Source organism: Kitasatospora sp. NPDC034023 (assembly GCF_055575795.1).
Window position 1 is genome coordinate 106954 of sequence record NZ_JBVIRY010000004.1, and the last position, 21842, is coordinate 128795.

General features: G+C 72.4%; 18 protein-coding genes and 1 tRNA gene. 10 read left to right on the top strand and 9 right to left on the bottom strand.

Annotated elements, in window-relative coordinates; genetic code table 11:
• Window position 1 precedes the first annotated feature (1 nt).
• Window positions 2-1078: an ATP-binding cassette domain-containing protein gene (locus ACZ52R_RS07595; protein ID WP_465616759.1), complete on the bottom strand. Its 1077-nt coding sequence runs from the start codon at window positions 1076-1078 to the stop codon at window positions 2-4.
• 325 nt (window positions 1079-1403) lie between these two features.
• Window positions 1404-2615, bottom strand: a complete 1212-nt coding sequence (ilvA, locus tag ACZ52R_RS07600; RefSeq protein WP_465616757.1) for a threonine ammonia-lyase — start codon at window positions 2613-2615, stop codon at window positions 1404-1406.
• A 123-nt stretch (window positions 2616-2738) separates the two neighbouring features.
• Here ilvA and ACZ52R_RS07605 point away from each other — a divergent pair, with 123 nt between their 5' ends.
• Entirely contained in the window at window positions 2739-3227 is a 489-nt protein-coding gene (locus tag ACZ52R_RS07605) for a MarR family winged helix-turn-helix transcriptional regulator (RefSeq protein WP_360506448.1), read from the top strand.
• Here ACZ52R_RS07605 and ACZ52R_RS07610 read toward each other — a convergent pair.
• Entirely contained in the window at window positions 3224-4378 is a 1155-nt protein-coding gene (locus tag ACZ52R_RS07610) for a cystathionine gamma-synthase (protein WP_360506445.1), read from the bottom strand. The two genes, ACZ52R_RS07605 and ACZ52R_RS07610, sit on opposite strands and share 4 nt — an antisense overlap.
• 203 nt (window positions 4379-4581) lie before the next feature.
• Between ACZ52R_RS07610 and ACZ52R_RS07615 the strand changes: the two genes are divergently transcribed.
• The 4 genes from ACZ52R_RS07615 to ACZ52R_RS07630 all read left to right on the top strand — a co-directional run bounded on the left by ACZ52R_RS07615 (window position 4582) and on the right by ACZ52R_RS07630 (window position 8756).
• Window positions 4582-6237: a M48 family metalloprotease gene (locus ACZ52R_RS07615; RefSeq protein ID WP_465616755.1), complete on the top strand. Its 1656-nt coding sequence runs from the start codon at window positions 4582-4584 to the stop codon at window positions 6235-6237.
• Window positions 6238-6331: 94 nt separating this feature from the next.
• Window positions 6332-7468, top strand: a complete 1137-nt coding sequence (locus ACZ52R_RS07620; RefSeq protein WP_465616753.1) for a hypothetical protein — start codon at window positions 6332-6334, stop codon at window positions 7466-7468.
• Between the two features lie 127 nt (window positions 7469-7595).
• Window positions 7596-8273: a peptide-methionine (S)-S-oxide reductase MsrA gene (gene msrA / locus ACZ52R_RS07625; RefSeq protein WP_396287768.1), complete on the top strand. Its 678-nt coding sequence runs from the start codon at window positions 7596-7598 to the stop codon at window positions 8271-8273.
• 120 nt (window positions 8274-8393) lie between these two features.
• Window positions 8394-8756 carry a cupin domain-containing protein gene (locus ACZ52R_RS07630; RefSeq protein WP_360506437.1) on the top strand — a complete coding sequence of 121 codons (363 nt, stop codon included), beginning with the start codon at window positions 8394-8396 and terminating at the stop codon, window positions 8754-8756.
• Window positions 8757-8790: 34 nt separating this feature from the next.
• Here ACZ52R_RS07630 and ACZ52R_RS07635 read toward each other — a convergent pair whose 3' ends face one another.
• The 3 genes from ACZ52R_RS07635 to ACZ52R_RS07645 form a co-directional block, all read right to left on the bottom strand.
• A complete protein-coding gene (locus ACZ52R_RS07635; protein ID WP_360506434.1) occupies window positions 8791-10062 on the bottom strand; it encodes a L,D-transpeptidase in 1272 nt (423 codons plus the stop codon).
• 184 nt (window positions 10063-10246) lie between these two features.
• Entirely contained in the window at window positions 10247-10585 is a 339-nt protein-coding gene (locus ACZ52R_RS07640; protein ID WP_360506431.1) for a hypothetical protein, read from the bottom strand.
• 511 nt (window positions 10586-11096) lie between these two features.
• Entirely contained in the window at window positions 11097-12497 is a 1401-nt protein-coding gene (locus tag ACZ52R_RS07645; protein ID WP_465616750.1) for a cystathionine beta-synthase, read from the bottom strand.
• Window positions 12498-12724: 227 nt separating this feature from the next.
• On the opposite strand from ACZ52R_RS07645, the gene ACZ52R_RS07650 reads away from it, so the two are divergent.
• The 3 genes from ACZ52R_RS07650 to ACZ52R_RS07660 all read left to right on the top strand — a co-directional run bounded on the left by ACZ52R_RS07650 (window position 12725) and on the right by ACZ52R_RS07660 (window position 16311).
• Window positions 12725-13795, top strand: coding sequence for an SGNH/GDSL hydrolase family protein (locus ACZ52R_RS07650; RefSeq protein WP_465616748.1), 1071 nt, complete (start codon window positions 12725-12727; stop codon window positions 13793-13795).
• Window positions 13796-13858: 63 nt separating this feature from the next.
• On the top strand, window positions 13859-15079 hold the full coding sequence (locus tag ACZ52R_RS07655) for an acetyl-CoA C-acetyltransferase (RefSeq protein ID WP_465616746.1): 1221 nt from the start codon (window positions 13859-13861) through the stop codon (window positions 15077-15079).
• Between the two features lie 290 nt (window positions 15080-15369).
• A complete protein-coding gene (locus ACZ52R_RS07660) occupies window positions 15370-16311 on the top strand; it encodes a hypothetical protein (protein WP_465616744.1) in 942 nt (313 codons plus the stop codon).
• Window positions 16312-16431: 120 nt separating this feature from the next.
• Here ACZ52R_RS07660 and ACZ52R_RS07665 read toward each other — a convergent pair whose 3' ends face one another.
• The 3 genes from ACZ52R_RS07665 to ACZ52R_RS07675 form a co-directional block, all read right to left on the bottom strand.
• Window positions 16432-16815, bottom strand: coding sequence for a hypothetical protein (locus ACZ52R_RS07665; RefSeq protein ID WP_465616740.1), 384 nt, complete (start codon window positions 16813-16815; stop codon window positions 16432-16434).
• Between the two features lie 85 nt (window positions 16816-16900).
• Window positions 16901-17773, bottom strand: a complete 873-nt coding sequence (locus tag ACZ52R_RS07670; RefSeq protein ID WP_360506415.1) for a Bax inhibitor-1/YccA family protein — start codon at window positions 17771-17773, stop codon at window positions 16901-16903.
• A gap of 140 nt (window positions 17774-17913) precedes the next feature.
• Window positions 17914-17995 (bottom strand) — tRNA-Leu (locus ACZ52R_RS07675).
• Window positions 17996-18252: 257 nt separating this feature from the next.
• Here ACZ52R_RS07675 and ACZ52R_RS07680 point away from each other — a divergent pair.
• On the top strand, window positions 18253-19062 hold the full coding sequence (locus ACZ52R_RS07680) for an ABC transporter ATP-binding protein (RefSeq protein ID WP_465661315.1): 810 nt from the start codon (window positions 18253-18255) through the stop codon (window positions 19060-19062).
• Between the two features lie 47 nt (window positions 19063-19109).
• The gene (locus ACZ52R_RS07685; RefSeq protein ID WP_465616736.1) at window positions 19110-21668 is read left to right on the top strand and encodes an ABC transporter permease; all 2559 of its coding nucleotides are present in this window, start codon (window positions 19110-19112) and stop codon (window positions 21666-21668) included.
• Window positions 21669-21842: the final 174 nt, after the last annotated feature.

Sequence of the window (21842 nt, forward strand, 5' to 3'; positions counted from 1 at the left end):
CTCAGCTCTCCTTCCCGGCCGCGACGGCCTGCCTGTCCGGTCCCCGGCTCCCGGCGTCGTCCGCGTCGTCGGCCTTGCCCTTGCCCCGGCCGCCCCGGCCCCGGCCCTTGGGGTCGGAGCCGCCCTCCTGGTCCGCCTGCTCGGCGACGTGGCCGGTGAGGGTGAGGAAGACGTCGTCCAGGGTCGGGCGGCGCAGCCCGATGTCGTCGATCTCGATCCCGCGGGTGTCCAGTTCGCGGATGGCGTCGGCGAGCACCCGGGCGCCACCGCTGATCGGCAGGGTGATCCGGCGGGTGTTCTTCTCCACCGCCGGCTCGCTCAGCGCGTAGCCGGACAGCGCCGCGACGGCGTCGGCGACCAGGCCGGGCTCGTGCACCACGACCTCGATCCGCTCGCCGCCGATCTGGGCCTTGAGCTGGTCGGCGGTGCCGCGCGCGATCACCCGGCCCTGGTCGACCACCGCGATGTCGTGGGCGAGCCGGTCGGCCTCCTCCAGGTACTGGGTGGTGAGCAGCAGCGTGGTGCCCTGTTCGACCAGGGTCTCGATGACCTCCCAGAGCCCGAGCCGGTTGCGCGGGTCGAGACCGGTGGTCGGCTCGTCCAGGAACATCACCGGCGGGCGGACGACCAGCGCGGCGGCGAGGTCCAGGCGGCGGCGCATGCCGCCGGAGTAGGTCTTGGCGGTGCGGTCCTTGGCCTCGGTCAGGTTGAACCACTCCAGCAGCTCCAGCGCGCGGGCCTTCGCGTCGCGGGTGCTCATCTGGTAGAGCTCGCCGACCATCGTGAGGTTCTCGAAGCCGGTCAGGTACTCGTCGACCGCCGCGTACTGACCGGACAGGCCGATCAGGCTGCGGACCCGGTCGGGGTGCTTGAGCACGTCGACGCCGGCGACCACCGCGTGGCCGGAGTCGGGGCGGAGCAGGGTGGTGAGGACCCGCACGGTGGTGGTCTTCCCGGCGCCGTTCGGGCCGAGCAGCCCGAGCACCGTGCCCTCGGGGACGTCGAGGCTGACACCGTCCAGGGCTCGTACGTCGCCGAAGGTCTTCACCAGGTTCTCGGCTTGGATGGCTGGCGCCATGGCCTGCCTCATCTCCTCGGACGTCTGGAGCGATCTGTCCCACTTTGCCCCGCTCTCGGGCGCGCGGGCGACCCGATTCTCGACCCGCCGGACTCGAACGCGATGTATCGCGAGCTTCCCAGGATGCGATATATCGCGTCAAGGGATGCAGCTCCGCCATCGTTCCAGGGAGAACCGGCATCCCACCGCAGCAACGACCGGCAATCAGGCCCCGAGCCACCGGCAACTGGAAACCCGGTGGCCACTCCCGCCCCACCGGCCCCGGCCGACGCCCGTCGGACGCCCGCCCGACGCCCCGAACGACACCCGACCGGAGACCCGGCGGCTAGCCGGAGACGACGTACCCCGAGTCCCGCAGCTCGCCTACCACCGCCGCGCAGTGCTCCGGACCCTTGGTCTCCAGGTGCAGGTCCACCTCGACCTCGGTCAGCCCCAGCTTCGGGTCGATCCGGACGTGCGCCACGTCCAGCACATTGGCGTCCAGCCTGGTCAGCACGCCCAGCAGGTCCGCCAGCGAGCCCGGCTTGTCCGCCAGCCGCACCCGCAGCGACAGGTAGCGCCCGGCCGCCGCCAGCCCGTGCCGCAGCACCCGCTGCATCAGCTGCGGGTCGATGTTGCCGCCGGACAGCACCGCCACCACCGGGCCCTCGAAGGAGTCCGGCTGCTCCAGCAGCGCCGCGATCGGGGCCGCCCCGGCCGGCTCGACCACCAGCTTCAGCCGCTCCAGGCCGAGCAGCAGGGCCCGCGACAGCGCGTCCTCGGAGACCGTGCGGATGCCGTCCGCCAGCGTGTTGATCACCTCGAAGGGGATGTCCCCCGGGCGCCCGACCATGATCCCGTCGGCCATGGTGGCGAAGTGCTCCAGCGACACCGGCCGCCCGGCCACCAGCGAGGGCGGGTACGCGGCCGCGCCGGCCGCCTGCACCCCGACCACCCGCACGTCCGGCCGCAGCGGCTTGACCGCCGCCGCGATCCCGGCCAGCAGCCCGCCGCCGCCCACCCCGACCAGGATGGTGCGCACCTCGGGGCACTGCTCCAGGATCTCCAGCCCGACCGTCGCCTGGCCGGTGACCACGTCCCAGTGGTCGAAGGGGTGGATGAACACCGCACCGGTCGCGTCCGCGTACCGCTGCGCGGCCTGTAGCGCCTCGTCCACGGTGGCGCCGTGCAGCCGTACGTCGGCGCCGTACTCGCGGGTGGCCGCGACCTTCGGCAGCGGCGCCGCGACCGGCATGAACACCGTCGAACGCACCCCCAGCAGCGAGGCCGCCAGCGCCACCCCCTGGGCGTGGTTCCCGGCGCTCGCCGCCACCACCCCGCCGGCCCGCTGCACCGGTGAGAGCCCCGCGATCCGCACGTACGCCCCGCGCAGTTTGAACGAGCCGGTGCGCTGCAGGTTCTCGCACTTCAGGTGGACCGGCGCGCCGATCAGCCCGGACAGGTGCCGGCTGCCCTCCATCGGGGTCACCCGGGCGATCCCGGCGAGCATCTTCTGGGCGCCGCGGACGTCGTCGAGAGTGATCGGCCAGTTGTGCATGTCCCCCAGGTTAGAGGCCCGGACGGTGGCAATCCGGGACGCCGGGCCTGTTCCCGGGTCCGCCGCGCCCGCGTACGCTGCTGCTTCTGAGCCTCACTCACCGCACGACGATCGTGAGCCGCGATGACGACGACCTCGCCCCAGGCCACCGACCGCACCGACCCCGTGCACACCCAACTCCAGTACCAGCTCGCGGTGTTCGCGCGCCGCATGGAACAGGTCCGGACCTCCGGCGGCGGGGTCGGGACACTGGACCGGGCCGCCTACCTGCTGCTCGACCGGCTGGAGCGGCACGGGCCCGCCAACGTCAAGGCACTGGCCGAATCACTGGGCGTGGACTCCTCCACGGTGACCCGCCAGGTCGCCCCGCTGGTCGCCGCCGGACTGGTCGGCCGGGTGCAGGACCCGGCCGACCGCCGCGCCGTACGGCTCGCGCTGACCTCCCTCGGCGCCGGCCGGCTCGACGAAGTCCGGGACGGACGGGCCGAGTTGACCCGCCGCCTGGTGGCCGACTGGCCGCCGGAGGAGCAACAGGCGTTCTGCGCCCTGCTGGCCCGCTTCAACCACGCGATGGAGTCGTACACGGCGGACCAGCAGGGCCAACAGACTTAGCCCAGCGCCTGCTTGAGGTCCGCGAGCAGGTCGTCGATCGACTCGATGCCGACCGAGACGCGCACCAGGTCGGACGGCACCTCCAGCGCCGACCCGACCACCGAGGCGTGCGTCATCCGGCCCGGGTGCTCGATCAGCGACTCGACGCCGCCGAGCGACTCACCGAGGGTGAACAGCTGCGCGCGGTTGCAGACCTCGACGGCCGCCTCCTCGCCACCCGCGACCCGGAACGAGACCATGCCGCCGAAGGCCTTCATCTGCTTGGCGGCGATGTCGTGGCCGGGGTGCTCGGGCAGGCCCGGGTACAGCACCTGGCTGACCTTGGGGTGGCTCGCCAGCAGCTCGGCGACCTTCTCGGCGTTGGCGCTGTGCCGGTCCATCCGGACGCCCAGCGTCTTGATGCCGCGCAGCACCAGCCAGGCGTCGAACGGGCCGGAGACCGCGCCCATCGCGTTCTGGTGGTACGCGACCTCCTCGCCGAGGGCCGCGTCGGCCAGCACCAGCGCGCCGCCGACCACGTCCGAGTGGCCGCCCATGTACTTGGTGGTGGAGTGCACGACCGCGTCCGCGCCGAGCGCGATCGGCTGCTGCAGGTACGGGCTGGCGAAGGTGTTGTCGACCACCAGCAGCGCGCCGGCGCCGTGCGCGATCTCGGCGAGCGCGGCCAGGTCGGTGATGCCCAGCAGCGGGTTGGACGGGGTCTCCACCCACACCGCGCGGGTGTTGGGGCGCAGCGCCTCGCGGACGGTGGCCAGGTCCTGGGTGTTGGCCACGGAGAACTCGACGCCCCAGCGGGTCAGCACCTTGGCGAAGAGCCGGAAGGTGCCGCCGTAGGCGTCGTTGGGGATCACGATGTGGTCGCCCGGCTTGAGGATGGTGCGCAGCAGGGTGTCCTCGGCCGCCAGGCCGGAGGCGAAGGCGAGGCCCCGGGCGCCGCCCTCGAGCGCGGCGAGGCACTCCTCCAGTGCGGTGCGGGTCGGGTTGGCGCTGCGGCTGTACTCGTAGCCGCCCCGCAGGCCGCCCACCCCGTCCTGCTTGTAGGTGGACACCTGGTAGATCGGCGTGACGACGGCCCCGGTCTGGGGGTCTGCTTCCTGACCCGCGTGGATGGCGAGGGTCTCGAAGCCCTGGGGAAGCTGGTGCTCGGTCATGAGTCCGAGCCTAATGGCCGCACGCCCGCGCGCCCCCCGGAACGGGAAGCCGGGCCGGACCCGTGGACGGGGCGGGGCTACGGCGGGCACGAACTGCGGTGCGTAGGGCACCGGCAGCCGCTACGATCCCCACCTGCCGTACACATGTTCACCACGCAACAACCGCGCGCCGTCCTGCCGTCGCGCCCCGGGAGGACCACCGCATGGGCGCGCCCCAGCGTTCCACCGGCATGAGCACATCCGTCCGGGCCGTCACGGCCGTGGCCCTGCTCGCCGGTTTCTACCTGCTCGCCCTCGGCATCGTCGCGGGCCTGCTCACCCTCGACATCGCCCTGTTCCAGGCCTCGGGCCACCTGAACCCCGGGCTGATCAAGATCTGGGGGGTGACCGCCGTCATCGGCTACCCGGTGCTCCGGGTGGTGTTCCTGACCCGCCGCCGCACCGACGACGGCGAGCTGCCCGGCGTCCGCCTCACCCGCGAGCAGCAGCCCGCCGTCTGGGGCATGGTCGACCGGATCGCCGAGCGGACCGGCGTCCGCGGACCGGCCGAGATCCGCCTGGTGCCCGAGGTCAACGCGGGCGTGCTGGAGGAGACCAAGCTGCTCGGCCTGGTCCCCGGCAAGCGGCACCTGGTCATCGGCGCCCCGCTGCTGATGGGCCTCACCGAGGGCGAGCTGGAGTCCGTCCTGGCGCACGAGTTCGGCCACTACAGCAACCGGGACGTACGGCTGGCCGCCGTGACGGTCGCCGGGCGCCGCGCCGTCCTGCACACCATCGGCGGTCTCCACCAGCGCGCCGACCTGCACCAGGCCGAGGAGGCCGCCAAGCTCGCCGCCAAGTCGGAGAAGCGGCTGGCCAAGGGCCGCAAGCCCGCCGGCGAGGAGGCCGGCGGCGGTGTCGACCGGGCCCTCGCCAAGCTCTTCACCCTGTACGCCAAGCTCTACTTCCGGGTCTCCGAGGCGGTCGGCCGCCGCCAGGAGTACGCCGCCGATCTGGTCGCCGCCCGGCTGGCGGGCCGGGACGCCACAGCCTCGGCGCTGCGCAAGATGCCGGTGCTGGACTCCGCCCAGGACTTCTACCTCGGCCGCTACGCCACCATCGGCTGGGACGCGGGCCTGCTCCCGCCGCCCGGCCAGGTCTACGGCGGCCTGCTCCACCTGCTGAGCGACCCGAAGCGCCGGCAGGAGCTCGCCGAGTACGCGCTCGAACTGCCCGAGCACGAGCCCGACCCGTACGACTCGCACCCGCCGATCGACCGCCGGGTCGCCGCGATCGAGGCGCTGCCCGACGACGGACGCGGCCCCGGCGCCGACGCACCCGCCCTCGCGCTGCTGCACGACGCCGAGCGGGTGCTGGCCGAGCTGGAGGTCGTCTCGCTGATCCCCGAGGCGGCCGGCAAGCAGCGGGTCGAGTGGCCCGCACTGGTCCGCGGGGCGATGCTGACGCACGCCCGCGAGGCGGCCGCCCCGGCCGGCCGGGCACTGACGGCACTGGGCCTGCCGCCCACCGTCCACGGCCTGCTCGACGCCGTCGACGCCGGCCGGGCCTGGGAGTTCACCGACCGGCTGCCGAAGAGCGAACAGGCCGCCGCCGCCACCGGCCGGGCCGCCCGCGAGTTCGCCCGCCCGGCGCTGCGCGAGGAGCTGGCGCACGCCGCCGTCGTCGCCCTGGCCGAAGCCGGACGGGCCGACTGGGAGCTCTCCTGGTCCGGGCCGGCCGAACTCCGCCTGCCGGACGGCTTCGAGGACGCCTTCGACCCGGCCCTCGACGCCGCCTGCACGGACACCCCGGACACCGCGCCGATGCGCGCGCTGCTCGCCGGCGCGGGCCTCCCGTCGCCCACCGCCCCGGCCGTCTGACCCACCCGGCTGCCTGACCCCGCCCGGCTCTCTGATCCACCCGGCGGACCGACCCACCGGGCGGACCGGCCGCCACACCTCGGAAGGAGCTTCCTTGATCGGCATCATCGTGCTCGTCGTCGTCGGCCTCGTCCTGCTGTTCCCGGTCGTCATGACCCGGTTGGCCAAGCGCAAGCTGGCCCAGCTGGAGCGGGCCAAGGCCACCATCGCGGCCCACGAGGCGCGGCTCACCGAGGAGGCGCGGGCGAAGAACACCATCACCCCGGCCGACCACGGGCTGCTGCCGGGCAGCGAGCTGGTCCTGGACGACGAGCCCGGCCCCGAGGAGGCGGCCGCGCTCGCCGCCGCGAAGGCGGGCGACTGGCGGCCGGCCGCCGCCTACCTGACCACCGAGGCCACCGCCGACGTCCGCTGGATGCGGCAGCGCGCGCTGGCCCGGCTGGCGGCCGAGGACGACGGCTGGCTGCGCGCCTGGCGCGCGGAGCGGCCGCAGGACCCGGCCGCCGCGCTGGTGCACGCGGACGCCCTGGTGTACCTGGCCTGGAACATCCGGACCTCGGCCCGGTCCCAGCACGTCAGCCGCGAGCAGGCCGCAGGCTTCCACCGGGTCCTGGCCGAGGCCGAGGAGGCCTGTGTGGCGGCCGTCGAGCTCGCTGCCGACGACGACCCCAACCCGTGGGCCGCGCAGATCTCCGTCGCCATGGGCCTCAACTGGTCCAACGACCGGTTCCGGGAGCTCTGGGCGGAGCTGGCCAAGCGCGAGCCGCACCACTGGGCGGCGCACAACCGGGCGCTGCAGTACTGGTGCGACAAGTGGCACGGCAGCCACGAGCTGATGCACGGGTTCGTCGACGCGGCGGTCGCCGCCGCGCCGGCCGGCAGCCTGCTCGCGCCGATGAAGCTGGAGGCGTACTACGAGCAGTTCGGCCAGGACCGGGAGAAGCTCACCGCCTGGGAGCGGCCGGAGGTCGGCGCCGCCCTGGACGCCGCGCTCGCCGACCTGGCGGCCGCGGATCCGGACCACCACCGGATCCGGTACGCGCGCGGCTGGCTCGCGTACGGCCTGACCCGGGCCGGCCGGTCGACCGAGGCGCTGGAGCAGTACCGGGCGCTGGGCCGGTACATCCCGCAGCCGTTCACCGTGATCTTCAACGATCCCCGGCAGGCCTTCGTCGACCTGCGGATCGACGCGGTCCGGGGCGCGGTCGCGGCAGCCGAACAGCAGGCCTGACCGCCGCAGGCCTGACCGCGCCCGCGGTCGCGGCCGCAGCGGGCCACGACGGACGGAACCCGACGGCCGCTCCCGGAATCCGGGGGCGGCCGTTCGCGTTGCACACTGCACCAGGTTTCCCGACCCGATGGAGCAGGCCGTGCTGTTCAACCGCCACAAGACCTCGCTCGTCCCCGCCGACCAGGCGCTGCCCGGCCGGGCCGCCCCGTCCTTCGAGCTGCGCGAACCGCACACCGTGCTCGGGCACCCGCTGTCCGGCCCGTACCCGGAGGGCCTGGAGGTGGCCGACTTCGGGCTGGGCTGCTTCTGGGGCGCCGAGCGGACGTTCTGGCGCCTGCCCGGCGTCTGGACGACGCTGGTCGGCTACCAGGGCGGCTTCACCGCCAACCCGACGTACGAGGAGGTGTGCAGCGGGCTGACCGGGCACACCGAGGCGGTCCGGGTGGTGTACGACCCGGCGGTGGTCTCCTACGAGCGGCTGCTGAAGACGTTCTGGGAGGCGCACGACCCGACCCAGGGCAACCGCCAGGGCAACGACGTGGGCACCCAGTACCGCTCCGCGGTCTACACCCACTCGCCCGCCCAGGCCGAGGCCGCCGCGGCCTCCCGGGACGCCTTCCAGCCGGCCCTGACCGCGCTCGGCTACGGCCCGATCACCACCGAGATCGCCCCGGCCGGCCCGTTCTTCCCGGCCGAGCCGTACCACCAGCAGTACCTGTCGGAGGCGAAGAACCCCAACGGCTACTGCGGTCTCGGCGGTACGGGCGCCTCCTGCCCGATCGGCGTGGCCCGCACCCAGGGCTGACCGGGCGTCGGCGCTTCCATGTGACCCGCGCCGGGTTCCGGGCGCAGACTGGAAGGGCCAGCAGGGGCGGCCCGGCCACCCACCGGTGGCCGGGCCGCCCCTCGTGGAGAGGAGTCCGCCATGTCCGGTCTGGTCCGCAAGAGCTTCGACGATCCCGAGGAGGTCCGCCCCTTCGAGGAGGGCACAGGGGAACTGCGCCTGGTGAGCCTGGACGCCGGCCCGGTCGGCCGAGCCGTGTTCCAACCGGGGTGGCAGTGGTCCAAGCACGTGAAACCGATCGCCAAGACCGACAGCTGCCAGGCGGCCCACGCGGGGTACGTGATCTCCGGCCGGATGAAGATCGTCATGGACGACGGCCAGGCGGAGGAGTTCGGCCCCGGCGACTACATGATCTGCCCGCCCGGGCACGACGCCTGGATCCTGGGCGACGAGCCGTGCGTGGTCATCGACTGGCAGGGGTTCACGGACTACGCGAAGCGCTGATCCGCGCACCCCTGCCGGGCGTGCGGGCGGGATGTCAGACGGCGCTGCCGGCCTTCCAGTCGGCCCAGCCCATGTTCCAGCCGTTCAGGCCGTTGTCCGGGGCGACGGTCTTGTCACCGGAGTTCACGACCTCGACCACGTCGCCGATCATCGAGGACTTGTAGAACTTGTAGCCGTCGGTACCGGCGTCCTGCGCGCCCTTGGCGTCCTGCAGGCCGACACAGCCGTGGCTGGTGTTCTGGCCGCCGAAGATCGACGCCGGGGACCAGTAGTTGCCGTGGATGAAGGTGCCCGAGCTGGTGAGGCGCTGGGCGTGCGGCACGTCCGCGATGTCGTACTCGCTGCCCAGGTTGACGGTCTGCGAGTTCATCCGGGTCTGCGTGTACTGCTCGGAGATGACCATCTTGCCGCCCCAGGTGGTGTGTTCGGGCGACCCACCGGAGATCTTGTAGACGGCGCTGACCTGGCCGTCGGTGGTGACGGTGAGCTTCTTGGCACCGAGGTCGGCGACGGTGGTCTGGGCGCGGCCGATGGTGAAGCGGACGTCCTTGGACTGGGTGCCGTACACGCCCTTGGCGCCCTCGACGTCCTTGAGCCGGAGCTTGAGGGTCACGGTGGTGCCCTTGGCCCAGTACTCCTGCGGCCGGAAGTCGAGGCGAGTGCTGGAGAACCAGTGCCCGACGATCTCGACGCCCGGCTCCGCCGTCACGGTGATCGCCTGCTGGACGGCCTTGCGGTCGGTGATCGGCTTGCTGAAGTTGATCGAGACGGGCATGCCGACGCCGACCGTCGAGCCGTCCTCGGGGGTGAAGTAGCCGACGAAGGTGTTGGCCGGGGTCGCCGTGGTGAAGACGGCGTTGGAGTCCGCCTCCAGCTTGTCCTTGTCCACCGCGACGGCTGCGACGGTGTACTTGGTGCCGCTGGCCGGGGCCGCGGCCGAGGTCCAGCCGGTGTTGTCGGCGGAGAGCTGGCCGGCCAGCTCCTTGCCGGTGGAGTCGGTGACCTTGACGCTGCTCAACGTGCCGTTGCCCACGGTGACCTTGACCGGCTCGCTGAAGCTGGCGGCGGTGGCCCCGTCGGCGGGGGTGACGGTGATCACGGCGGCCGATGTCTTCGGGGTGCCGCTCCCGCCGCCCGAGCCCGGGGCGCCGCTCGCGCTGCCGCCGGAGCCGCTGCCACCGCCACTGCCGCTGTTGTCGTTGCAGGCCGCGAGAAGCAGGACGGGCGCCCCGATCAGTCCTGCGAGAACACCGCGTCGGCTCCAGCTTCCTCCGGCCGCCCGCCCCTGACCGTCCCGTGCCGTCACGTCGCGTCTCCCTGCTGATCATCCCGGGCATTTACGGATACAAAAACGCAATCCGCCCGTTCACGGTTCCATCACCGAAGGGTAAGCGATCGTATGAGATGACCCAACGTGCCCCCGAACAAGGACAAAACGCCCGATCTGCCGTGGCAGACCGGGCGTTCCGAGCGGTGACGGAGTGCCGTCGTTACTCGGCGGACTCGTCCACCGAGTACTCGTCCCACTCCTCGTCGGCCGGGTCGAACTCGGTCTGCGCCGACTCCCAGGTCGCCGAGGCGAGCTCCACCCCGGGGACGTCGCCGAGCAGCGCGACGGGGTCGATGAAGTGGGCGAGCGAACCCGACGGGTCCACCTCGATGGCCTCGACGGACTGGGCGCGCTCCTCGTCGTCGAGGTACTCGTCCTCGGTCACCGCCTGCAGGGCCGCCGCCTTGAGGGCGCCCTCGTCGGTGATCTCCGCGATGAGCTCGATCTTGACCCGGACGTAGCGCGGGGCGTCCTGGTCGGTCGTTTCAGTGCTGGTCATGCGTGCGAGCGTACGGGAACGGCGGGCCGCCCGGCGCACACGGCGGGAGCCGCGGGCCGGCGGACCCGGGACCGGCGGCGAACGGAGGCCGGACGGAAGGAAGCCGAACGAAAGGGCCGGTCCCTCGAAGAAGGACCGGCCCCACCGTTCCCCCGCATCGGCTCCCCCACCCGGGAGCCGCGGGGACGCGCCGTACGGCGCGGTGCGGCCGCGGGAGCCGCCACACCCTGTCGATCGGCCGGAGCCGGACAGGGGCGGGACGACGGCACCTCCCGCGGAGGAAGGACACAGCGGCCGTGTCAGGGCCACCCGATGTGTCCGGAGTCGACCGCGATCGCCGGGGAGCCGCTCCCGGACGGTTGCCGTCGCCTCGTTCGGCGTGCTGCCGTTGACCACTACGATGCCGGACGCTTGTTAACCACATGCTGCGGGCAGGTGACGCCGGTGTACCACTTCGCCCGTGGACGATTCCTCCGGATCCGTCCACGGGCGAAGCGCCGGTGACCGTGCGTCAGTGCGCGACGCGGACGGTCAGGTAGCCCAGCAGGTCCTGGCGGGTGACGATGCCGTGGGGCTTGCCCTCGACCAGCACGACGGCCGCGTCGGCCTTCTCCAGCACGGTCATCAGGTTGGTGACGGTCTCGCCCGAGCCGACCACCGGCAGCGGCTTGGACATCACCTTGTCCAGGGTGTCGGTCAGCTCGATCTCCTTGGCGAAGATGCCCTCCAGCAGCAGCTTCTCCACCACCGAGCCGATCACCTCGCCGGCCATGATGTCCGGGTGCCCGGCGCCCGGGGAGACCACCGGCATCTGCGAGACGCCGTACTCGCGCAGCACCCGGACCGCCTCGGCGACCGTCTCGTTGGGGTGCATGTGGACGAACTGCGGGATGCCGCCCTGCTCGATGGCCTCCTTGCGGGCCAGCACCTCGCTGATGTGCGCCTCGTCGGTGGACGAGGGCAGGAAGCCGTAGTCGGCCATCCAGTCGTCGTTGAAGATCTTGGACAGGTAGCCGCGACCGCCGTCCGGCAGCAGCACCACCACGACGTCGTCCGGCCCGAGGTCGCGGGCGACCTCCAGCGCGGCCACCACGGCCATGCCGCAGGAGCCGCCGACCAGCAGGCCCTCCTCCTTGGCCAGGCGGCGGGTCATCTGGAACGAGTCCTTGTCGGAGACGGCGACGATCCCGTCCGCGACGCCGCGGTCGTAGGCGGTCGGCCAGAAGTCCTCACCGACGCCCTCGACCAGGTACGGCCGGCCGGTGCCGCCCGAGTAGACCGAGCCCTCCGGGTCGGCGCCGATCACCTTGACCTTGCCGCCCGAAACCTCCTTCAGGTAGTTGCCGGTGCCGGAGATGGTGCCGCCGGTGCCGACGCCCGCCACGAAGTGGGTGATCTTCCCGTCGGTCTGCTCCCACAGCTCCGGGCCGGTGGAGTGGTAGTGCGAGGCCGGGTTGTCCGGGTTCGAGTACTGGTCCGGCTTCCAGGCGTTCGGGGTCTCACGGACGAGGCGGTCGGAGACGTTGTAGTAGGAGTCCGGGTGCTCCGGGGCGACGGCGGTCGGGCAGACGACCACCTCGGCGCCGTACGCGCGCAGGGTGTTGATCTTGTCGGTCGAGACCTTGTCCGGACAGACGAAGATGCACTTGTAGCCCTTCTGCTGGGCCACGATCGCCAGACCGACACCGGTGTTGCCGGAGGTCGGCTCCACGATGGTGCCGCCCGGCTTCAGGGCGCCCGAGGCCTCGGCGGCCTCGATCATGCGCATCGCGATGCGGTCCTTCACCGAGCCGCCGGGGTTGAAGTACTCGACCTTCGCCAGCACTGTCGCGCTGATGCCCTCGGTGACCTTGTTCAGCTTGACCAGTGGCGTATTGCCGACCAGGTCGATGATCGAGTTGTGGTACCGCACGGGGGTCCTCCCGGTCTATGGGCATGCGAGTGCTTTCGGTACTGCAAAGCCTAGGGCGTGGCACGCACCCCGGGCCGCCCGTCCGTCCCGGGAGGCACGACCCCACATCCCCCGCGGCCCCTGCCTCCCCCAATGGACCACCCCCGCCGGTACTCGCGCCCTCCGTGCGGGTAGGAGGGGTGTACGACCCCGCCGGGGGCGGCACGAGGACGCGAAGGGGGCACCGGATGCCAGGCGCACACGACTCGCGGGCCCGGGTGGCCCGGCGGATCGCCACCGCGGCGGCGTACGGCGGCGGCGGGCTCGGGCTGCTCGGCGTGGGGGTGGTGGGCCTGCTGCTGACCGAGAGCAGGCTCGCCGTCCAGGCCATCGGCGCCCTGGAGACCGTCCCGCCCAGGGCCGACGGCGTCTACGGCGAGGCCTTCGCCGACCGCGCCGCCGCCCCGCAGCAGCCGCTCGTGCTGGCCGTCCTCGGCGACTCCACCGGCGCCGGCCTCGGCGTGGCACGGGGCCGGGAGACCCCCGGCGCCCTGCTCGCCGCCGGTCTGGCCTCGGTGGCCGAGCGCCCGGTCCGGCTGGTCAACGTGGCCCGTTCCGGCGGCCGCTCCGCCGACCTCTCCGGCCAGCTGGAGCAGGCGCTGCCGCACCACCCGGACATCGCGGTGATCATGATCGGCGCCAACGACGTGACCCGGCACAGCCCGGCCCAGGTGGCCGTCCGCCACCTCGGCGAGGCGGTCGCCGCACTGCGCGCCAACGGCTGCGAGGTGGTCGTCGGGACCTGCCCGGACCTCGGCACGATCAAGCCGGTGCGCCCGCCGCTGCGCTGGGTGGCCCGCCGGCTGAGCCGACAGCTGGCCGCCGCGCAGACCATCGCGGTGGTGGAGGCGGGCGGCCGGACGGTCTCGGTGGGCTCACTGCTGGGCCCGGAGTTCGCCGCCCGCCCGGAGATGTTCGCCGCCGACCGCTACCACCCCTCGGCCCAGGGCTACGCGACCGCCGCGATGGCCATACTGCCCTCGGTCTGCGCCGCGCTCGGCCTCTGGCCGGAGGAGGAGCGCCCGACCGCGCCGGTGCCGGGTGAGACGGTGCTGCCGGTCGCGGTGGCCGCCGCCGCCGCGGCCGCGCAGGCGGGCACCGAGGTGGCGGCCGTGGAGGCGGAGGGCGCCGGCCACCGCTGGGCGCTGCTGCGCCAGCGCCTGCGGATCGGGCTGCCCCCCTCGGGCGTGCCCGGAGAGTCCCGTCCGGGCCCCGGGAATACGTCGGCCAGCTCACACGCTGGGGCGGGTGACGCTTGACCTACCAAGCGGTAACTTTCCTCCCGGACGTCAGGTCCGCCGTCACCCAGCGAGGAGCCCCTCATGCCCGAAGCCGTCATCGTCAGCGCCACCCGTTCGCCGATCGGCCGGGCTTTCAAGGGCTCCCTGAAGGACGTCCGCCCGGATGACCTGACCGCCCACATCATCCAGGCCGCGCTGGCCAAGGTGCCGCAGCTCGACCCGCGCGAGATCGACGACCTGATGCTGGGCTGCGGCCTGCCCGGCGGCGAGCAGGGCCACAACCTGGCCCGCATCGTGGCCGTCCAGATGGGCATGGACTACCTGCCCGGCGCCACCATCACCCGCTACTGCTCCTCCTCGCTGCAGACCACGCGGATGGCGCTGCACGCGATCAAGGCGGGCGAGGGCGACGTCTTCATCTCGGCCGGCGTGGAGACCGTCTCGCGCAGCATCCACGGCACCTCGGACGGCATGCCGGGCACCATGAACCCGCTCTTCGGCGAGGCCCAGGCCCGCACCGCCAAGCGCGCCGAGGAGGGCGGCGGCGAGTGGCACGACCCGCGCGAGGACGGGCTGCTGCCCGACGCCTACATCGCGATGGGCCAGACCGCCGAGAACCTGGCCGCACTCAAGGGCATCACCCGCGCCGAGCAGGACGAGTTCGGCGTCCGCTCGCAGAACCTCGCCGAGGCCGCCATCAAGGCCGGCTTCTGGGAGCGCGAGATCACCCCGGTGACGCTCCCGGACGGCACCGTGGTCAGCACGGACGACGGCCCGCGCGCCGGCGTCACCGTGGAGGGCGTCTCGGGCCTGAAGCCGGTGTTCCGCCCGGACGGCACCGTGACCGCCGGTAACTGCTGCCCGCTGAACGACGGTGCGGCCGCGCTGGTCATCATGTCCGACACCAAGGCCCGCGAGCTCGGCATCACCCCGCTCGCCCGGGTGGTCTCCACCGGCGTCAGCGCGCTCTCCCCCGAGATCATGGGCTACGGCCCGGTCGAGGCCTCCAAGCAGGCCCTCAAGCGGGCCGGCCTGACCATCGACGACATCGACCTGGTCGAGATCAACGAGGCCTTCGCGGCCCAGGTGATCCCGTCCTACCGCGACCTCGGCATCGACCTGGACAGGCTGAACGTCAACGGCGGCGCCATCGCGGTCGGCCACCCCTTCGGCATGACCGGCGCCCGGATCACCACCACGCTGATCAACTCCCTGCAGTGGCACGACAAGCAGTTCGGTCTGGAGACCATGTGCGTCGGCGGCGGCCAGGGCATGGCGATGGTCATCGAGCGCCTCAGCTGACCATCCCCGCACCCTCCGAAGGGTCTGGACCACCCATTTGGAGTCACGCTACGTAATTGAGGGCCGGATCACACCGCGAGGTCGATCCGGCCCTCTTTCCGTTCATTTTCGGCCCGGAAGTCGACACTGCGGAGCGGATCAACTCCACTGCGTAGAACGGTGTTACCTAACAATTTGGGGACAAGAGCGAAAGTCCCGGACGAATTAGACATTCGCCACTGCGGTAACACCCCCGGATGGGGCAGTGTGGACACGTAACCCCGTTCCGCTCCTCGCTAGGAGTACGTTCCGTGAGCGCCGTCTACACCATCCTGCTGCTGATCCTAATCACCGTGTCGACCGCCGTGCTGCTCCGGCTCCGCGGGATCTCCCGCCGACTGGACGCCCAGGCAGCGGCCCCTGCCACGCCCGCACCCGTGGACGAGGCCGCGATACGCCGGGCCGTCGCCGAGGCGCTCGCCGCCGACCGCGAGCGGGAGATCACCGAGGCCCGCGCGTTCTGGGCCGAGCAGGAGGCCCGCGCGGCCGAGGACGCGCCACTGTTCGACTCCCCGTTCACCGGAGTGTTCTCCGGCACCGACGAGTGGCCGCTCTTCTTCCCCCGCCCCACCGGCCCGCAGGACGCCGCCGACAACGCCGGGACGATGGACCCGGAGTTCGGCGAGGCGCTGCGCTCCGCGCTGGAGGACCTGATCGACGAGGGCGTCACCGGCCCGGCCGACCCCGGCACCGACGGCGGCGCGCCGCTGCGCCCCGGCCACCCGCTGGGCGAGGCCACCAAGGACGTCCGGGCCCGCCGCGAGGCCGACCTGCTGGCCACCGGCCTGGAGGCCGGGCTGCTGGATGCCGAAGCGGCCGTCGAGGAGGCCCCGGTCGCCGCGCCCGACCCGCGCCGCCACCCCTCGCACCCCGACTTCGTGCCGAGCCAGGCGCCGTCCCGCGAGTGGACCGACGGCCGGCTGGCCACCCTCGCCGAGGAGGGCGTCGCCCTGGTCGACGTCCGCCCGGGCCCGCTGGGCACCCTGGACGTGTACGCCTTCGCCGACGGCACCACCCTCTGCGTGGCCCCGGGCGACCGGGAGGCCGCCTACCGGCTGATCGACGCGGTCCGCGCCGGTGAGCACGTCCGACTGCTCGGCGGCTCGCGCTTCTCCGGCTCGTACTCGCTGACCTTCTCCACCGACGAGGACGCCGTCTACGTGCTCGCCGACCGGGTGGTCGCCAGCATCTGACGCAGCCTCAGCAGGACGGCGCGCCGAAGGCCGGCCGGGTCAAGGGGTTACCGACCCGGCCGGCCTTCGGCATGTCCGGCTCCGGAGCACCCCGACCGGCCCGTCGGCGCCGAGAGCGCCTCAGGCGCAGAGCACCGCCGTCTCCCGCACCGCCGCGACCGCCCCGGCCAGCACATCGGTGACGGCCGCGGGCCCGTCCGGCAGGGCCACCTCCGCGCCTTCGGGCAGCGCCGCGAGCGCGGCCGCCAGGTCGTGGCCGGCGACGGCCAGTTGGTCCCCCACCGCGAACGCCCCGGCATCCGGGAAGTCCCGCTCCGGCCCGCCCTCCACCGTCAGCGCCAGTGCGGCCAGTCGCCGGGCCAGGTCGAGCGCGGCCGCCGCCCGCGAGGCGTGCCCGGGCACGGAGCCCAGCAGCTTGCTCTGCGGCAGCGAGCGGAAACGATCCGCCAGGGAGTCGACGGCTTCGACCAGGGGCTGTACGTCCGGGGGCTGTACGTCATGCATGCCAGCGAGCCTAGGCGAAAAGCCGCCGGGCCCCGGAGCGGGTGGCTCCGGGGCCCGGCGGCAGTGGTTCACGGCAGGGGGACGGTTAGTCGTCGCCGCGCAGGATCGCGATCAGCCGCATCATCTCCATGTAGATCCAGACCAGCGACAGGGTCAGCCCGAAGGCGGCCCGCCAGGACTCGCGCTGCGGGGCGCCCTGGGCGATGGCGGTCTCGATCTCCGCGAAGTCCAGCGACAGGAAGAAGGCACCCAGGCCGATGCCGACCAGGCCGACCACGATGCCCAGCGGACCCGAGCGCAGGCCCATCTCGGCGCCGAAGGCCAGCGACGCGACCAGGTTGACCAGCATCAGCAGCACGAAGCCCATGCCGATCGCGATGCCGATCCGGGTGTAGCGCGGGGTGACCCGGATCCTGCCGCTCTTGTAGGCGAACAGCATCGCCGCGAAGACCGCCGCCGTGCCCAGCACCGCCTGGATCACGATGCCGTTCAGCATGGTGTTCAGCGCGTGCGACCAGGCGCCCATCGCGAAGCCCTGGAGGGCCGCGTACGTCAGGATCAGCGGCGGGCTGACGCTGCGCTTGAAGGAGGCCACCAGGCCGACGACCATCGCCACCAGGCTGGCGGCGATCGCGAAGCCGTAGTTCTCGAACGGCAGCGCGAACCAGGCCACCGCACCGGCGGCGACCAGCGTCAGCAGCGTCATGGCGGTGCGGGCGACCACGTCGTCCAGCGTCATCCGCCCGGTGGCCGCCGGACCGGCCGACGGGCCGTTGTACAGCTGGTAGAGCTGCTCGTCGGTCAGCGGGGCCTGACCCTGCGGCTGCTGGGCGTACTGGGTCCCCGCGTAGGGGTTGCCGTACGGGCTCCCGGGCTGCGCGGTGTTGCCGAACCCCGCGTAGCCGGAGTCGCGGGTGAAGGACCCCTCCCGCGAGAAGACCGGGTTGCTGCTTCTCATTGCTCATTCCCTCCGTGGCGGCACTGCACCGCCCACGCATAAGGGTAATGGCTTGGCAAAAATTCCGGGATACGCCGCGAGGAGGATCTGGTGAACGACTCCCGGCGGGGGCGCCGTCGGCGCCCCCGCCGGTCGACCGGTGCCCGGAGCCGGACTCGAACCGGCACGGCCTCGCGGCCAAGCAGTTTTAAGCTGCCCGTGTCTGCGTTCCACCATCCGGGCGTCCTGCGAAACCACCCTGAGCCTAGTCGCCCGGATCACTCTTTCGCATGTTCCCAGCCCCGGAAGTTGTCATGTTTCCTTGCCATCTGACGAACTGTCCGGGATTTCGGCCACGAAGGATAGTGGTTCCGGCCACCGCCCCTCCCTCAGGGTTCCCGTCATACCGCAGGAGGACGGATCAGCCCTCCCGTACGCCCAGCGATGGTCGGGCCAACCGTCCGGCGGAGCGACGCCAGACCATGATCACGTCCCGGAGCATGGAGGTACAAGCCCACGAGCACAAGGAGTCCCCCGTGACCACGTCGACCGCAACCGCCGTCCGTACCGGCCTGGCGGCCGCCCGCGCCACCGGCCTGAACAAGGTCTACGGGGAGGGGGAGACCCGCGTCGTCGCCCTCGACGACGTCAGCGTGACCTTCCCCCAGGGCGAGTTCACCGCCATCATGGGCCCCTCCGGCTCCGGCAAGTCCACCCTCATGCACTGCATGGCCGGCCTCGACACCGTCAGCTCCGGCTCCTCCACCATCGGCGACACCGAACTCGTGGGCCTCAAGGACAAACAGCTCACCCAGCTGCGCCGCGACCACATCGGCTTCATCTTCCAGGCCTTCAACCTCCTCCCGACGCTGACCGCCCTGGAGAACATCACCCTCCCCATGGACATCGCCGGCCGCAAGGTCGACAAGCCCTGGCTCGACCGCGTCGTCGACACCGTCGGCCTCTCCGGCCGCCTCAGCCACCGCCCCTCCCAGCTCTCCGGCGGCCAGCAGCAACGCGTCGCCTGCGCCCGCGCCCTCGCCGGCAAGCCCGACATCATCTTCGCCGACGAACCCACCGGCAACCTCGACTCCCGCTCCGGCGCCGAGATCCTCTCCTTCCTGCGCAACTCCGTCCGCGAACTCGGCCAGACCGTCGTCATGGTCACCCACGACCCCGTCGCCGCCTCCTACGCCGACCGCGTCGTCTTCCTCGCCGACGGGCGCATCGTCGACGAACTCCACACCCCCACCGCCGACACCGTCCTGGACCGCATGCGCCGCTTCGACGCCAAGGGCCGCACCAGCTGACACCGCGACAGCCCGCAGCCCGCCTCCGACCCCTCCCAGGACACCCCATGTATCGCACCGCACTGCGCAACGTGCTGGCCCACAAGGGCCGACTGCTGATGACGGCGCTGGCCGTCATGCTCGGCACCGCCTTCGTGGCGGGCACCATGGTCTTCTCCGACACCTTCGGCAAGGCCATGCGGGACAGCAACTCCAAGAGCTACTCGGACATATCGGTCCAGGTGGTGGACCGCGCGGCCGGCTCCGCCGCCAGCGCCAAGCAGAAGAGCGAGAGCGGCTCCGCCGCGCTCACCGACGCCACCGTCCAGCAGCTGGCCGCCCTGCCGGGCACCGCCGGCGCCCGTGGCGTGGTGAGCGGCTTCACCGGCGTCGCCGACCACAAGGGCAACCTGATCGGCCAGTTCTGGGCCGCCAAGGGCGCCAACTTCGCGCCCGGCCAGGACGGCAAGGACCCGCGCTACCCGATGGCCGAGGGCCAGGGCCCGAAGAACGGCAAGGAGATCGCGCTCGACCGCAAGACCGCCGACAAGGCGGGCTACAAGGTCGGCGACACCGTGCGGGTGGCCGCGAACGGCCCGGTGGTCGAGGCGAAGCTCACCGGCATCTTCACCACCGACGACCCGGTCGTGAGCACCGGCGGCACGCTCACCCTGTTCGACCGGACCACCGCCCAGCAGCTGCTCCTGGAGCCCGGCCGCTACAGCAGCGTCATCCTCACCGCCAAGCCCGGCACCTCCGAGGACGCGCTGCTCGCCCAGGCCCAGCCCAAGGTGCCGTTCGGCCACCAGTTCGACGTCGAGACCGGCGCCAAGCTCAAGGCCGACGAGCAGGAGATGATCACCAAGGGCACCGACAGCATGCGCACCATGCTGCTGGTCTTCGCCTTCATCTCGCTCTTCGTCGGCATCTTCATCATCGCCAACACCTTCACCATGCTGGTCGCCCAGCGCACCAAGGAGCTGGCCCTGCTCCGCGCCATCGGCGCCAGCCGCAAGCAGGTCACCCGCTCGGTGCTGGTCGAGGCCCTGCTGATCGGCACCGTCTCGGCGGTGGCCGGTCTGGCTGCGGGCGTCGGGATCGGCGCGGGGATGCAGTCCCTGATCGGCGGCCTGAACGAGAACATGCCGAGCGGCGCGCTGGTGATCAAGCCGCTCACCGTCGCGGTGACCCTGGTGGTCGGCGTCGTGGTGACGGTCCTGTCGGCCCTGCTGCCCGCCCTGCGCGCCGCCCGGATCGCCCCGGTGGCCGCGATGAGCAGCGGCGACCAGCCGGCCTCCCAGAAGAGCCTGGTGGTCCGCAACACGATCGGCTCGCTGCTCGCCGCCGGCGGTCTGGCCCTGATCGGCTACGGCGCCTCCACCGGTGACGACAGCGGCCGGATGCCGGTCGGCCTGGGCGCCTTCCTGGCCCTGATCGGCGTGTTCGTCCTGCTGCCGCTGCTCTCCCGGCCGGTGGTCGCGCTGCTCGGCCCGCTGCTGCGCGGGCTCGGCGGCACCCCCGGCAAGCTCGCCCAGCAGAACGCGGTGCGCAACCCGCGCCGCACCGCGGCCACCGCGGCCGCGCTCACCATCGGCCTGACCCTGGTCAGCGGTCTCACCGTGATCGGCGCCTCGGTGGGCGACGCGGTCGACCGGGCCGTCACCAGCTCGATGAAGGCCGACTACGTCGTCTCGGCCGCCAACGGCATGAGCCTCTCCGACCAGGTGCCCGGGCAGATCGCCAAGGCGCCCGGGGTGGCGGCCTCCTCGCCGATGACCGCCGCGTACTGGGAGCTCAACGGCACCAGCAAGTCGATCGCCGGCCTGGACGCGGCGAGCTTCGACCAGGTCGCCGACATCAAGCTGACCAGCGGCTCCGCCGCCGCGCTCGGCCAGGGCCGACTCCTGGTGGACGAGGACGTCGCCAAGAAGTTCAACGTCACCACCGGCTCCACGCTGACCGTCTCCTACCCGGACGCCTCCACGGGGCAGCTCACCGTCGGCGGCGTGTACAAGACGGGCGGCATGCTCGGCCCGGTCGTGGTGGCCAACAGCGAGATCGCCAAGCACGAGCCGAAGCCGTACATCTCCGACGTCCTGGTCAAGGGCAAGGACGGCGCCACCGACTCGCTCAAGCAGTCGCTCAAGGACGCCACCGGCGCCAACCCGGTGATCGAGGTGAAGTCCAGGCAGGACGTCCGCGACGACTTCAGCCAGACCATCACCTTCGCGCTGAACCTGATGTACGGCCTGCTGGGGATGGCGGTCCTGATCGCGATCCTGGGCGTGATCAACACGCTGGCGATGTCGGTCTTCGAGCGCAAGCGCGAGATCGGGATGCTGCGGGCGATCGGTCTGGACCGCCGGGGCATCAAGCGGATGGTCCGTCTGGAGTCCGTGGTGATCTCGATGTTCGGCGCCGGCGTCGGCCTGGCCCTCGGCTGCTTCATCGCCTGGGCGATCAACGGCACCCTGAAGTCCAGCCTGGCCGGCCTGACCACCGTCCTGCCGTACGGCCAGCTGGCGATGTTCCTGGCGCTGGCCGGGGTGGTCGGCCTGGTGGCCGCGATCTGGCCGGCCCGCCGGGCGTCCAAGCTGGACATCCTGTCGAGCATCAAGACCGACTGACCCCGAGTCCCCACCCGAGCGGCATCACGGGCGAGCGGGCGAACTCCCGCCCCGAGCGGCGTCACGGGCGAGCGGGCGAACCCCGCCCCGAGCAGCGTCACGGGCGAGCGGGCGAACCCCGCCCCGAGCCGAAGGGGCGCGCCGGTGCCGAAAGGGAGAAGCGAGGGAGCGAGG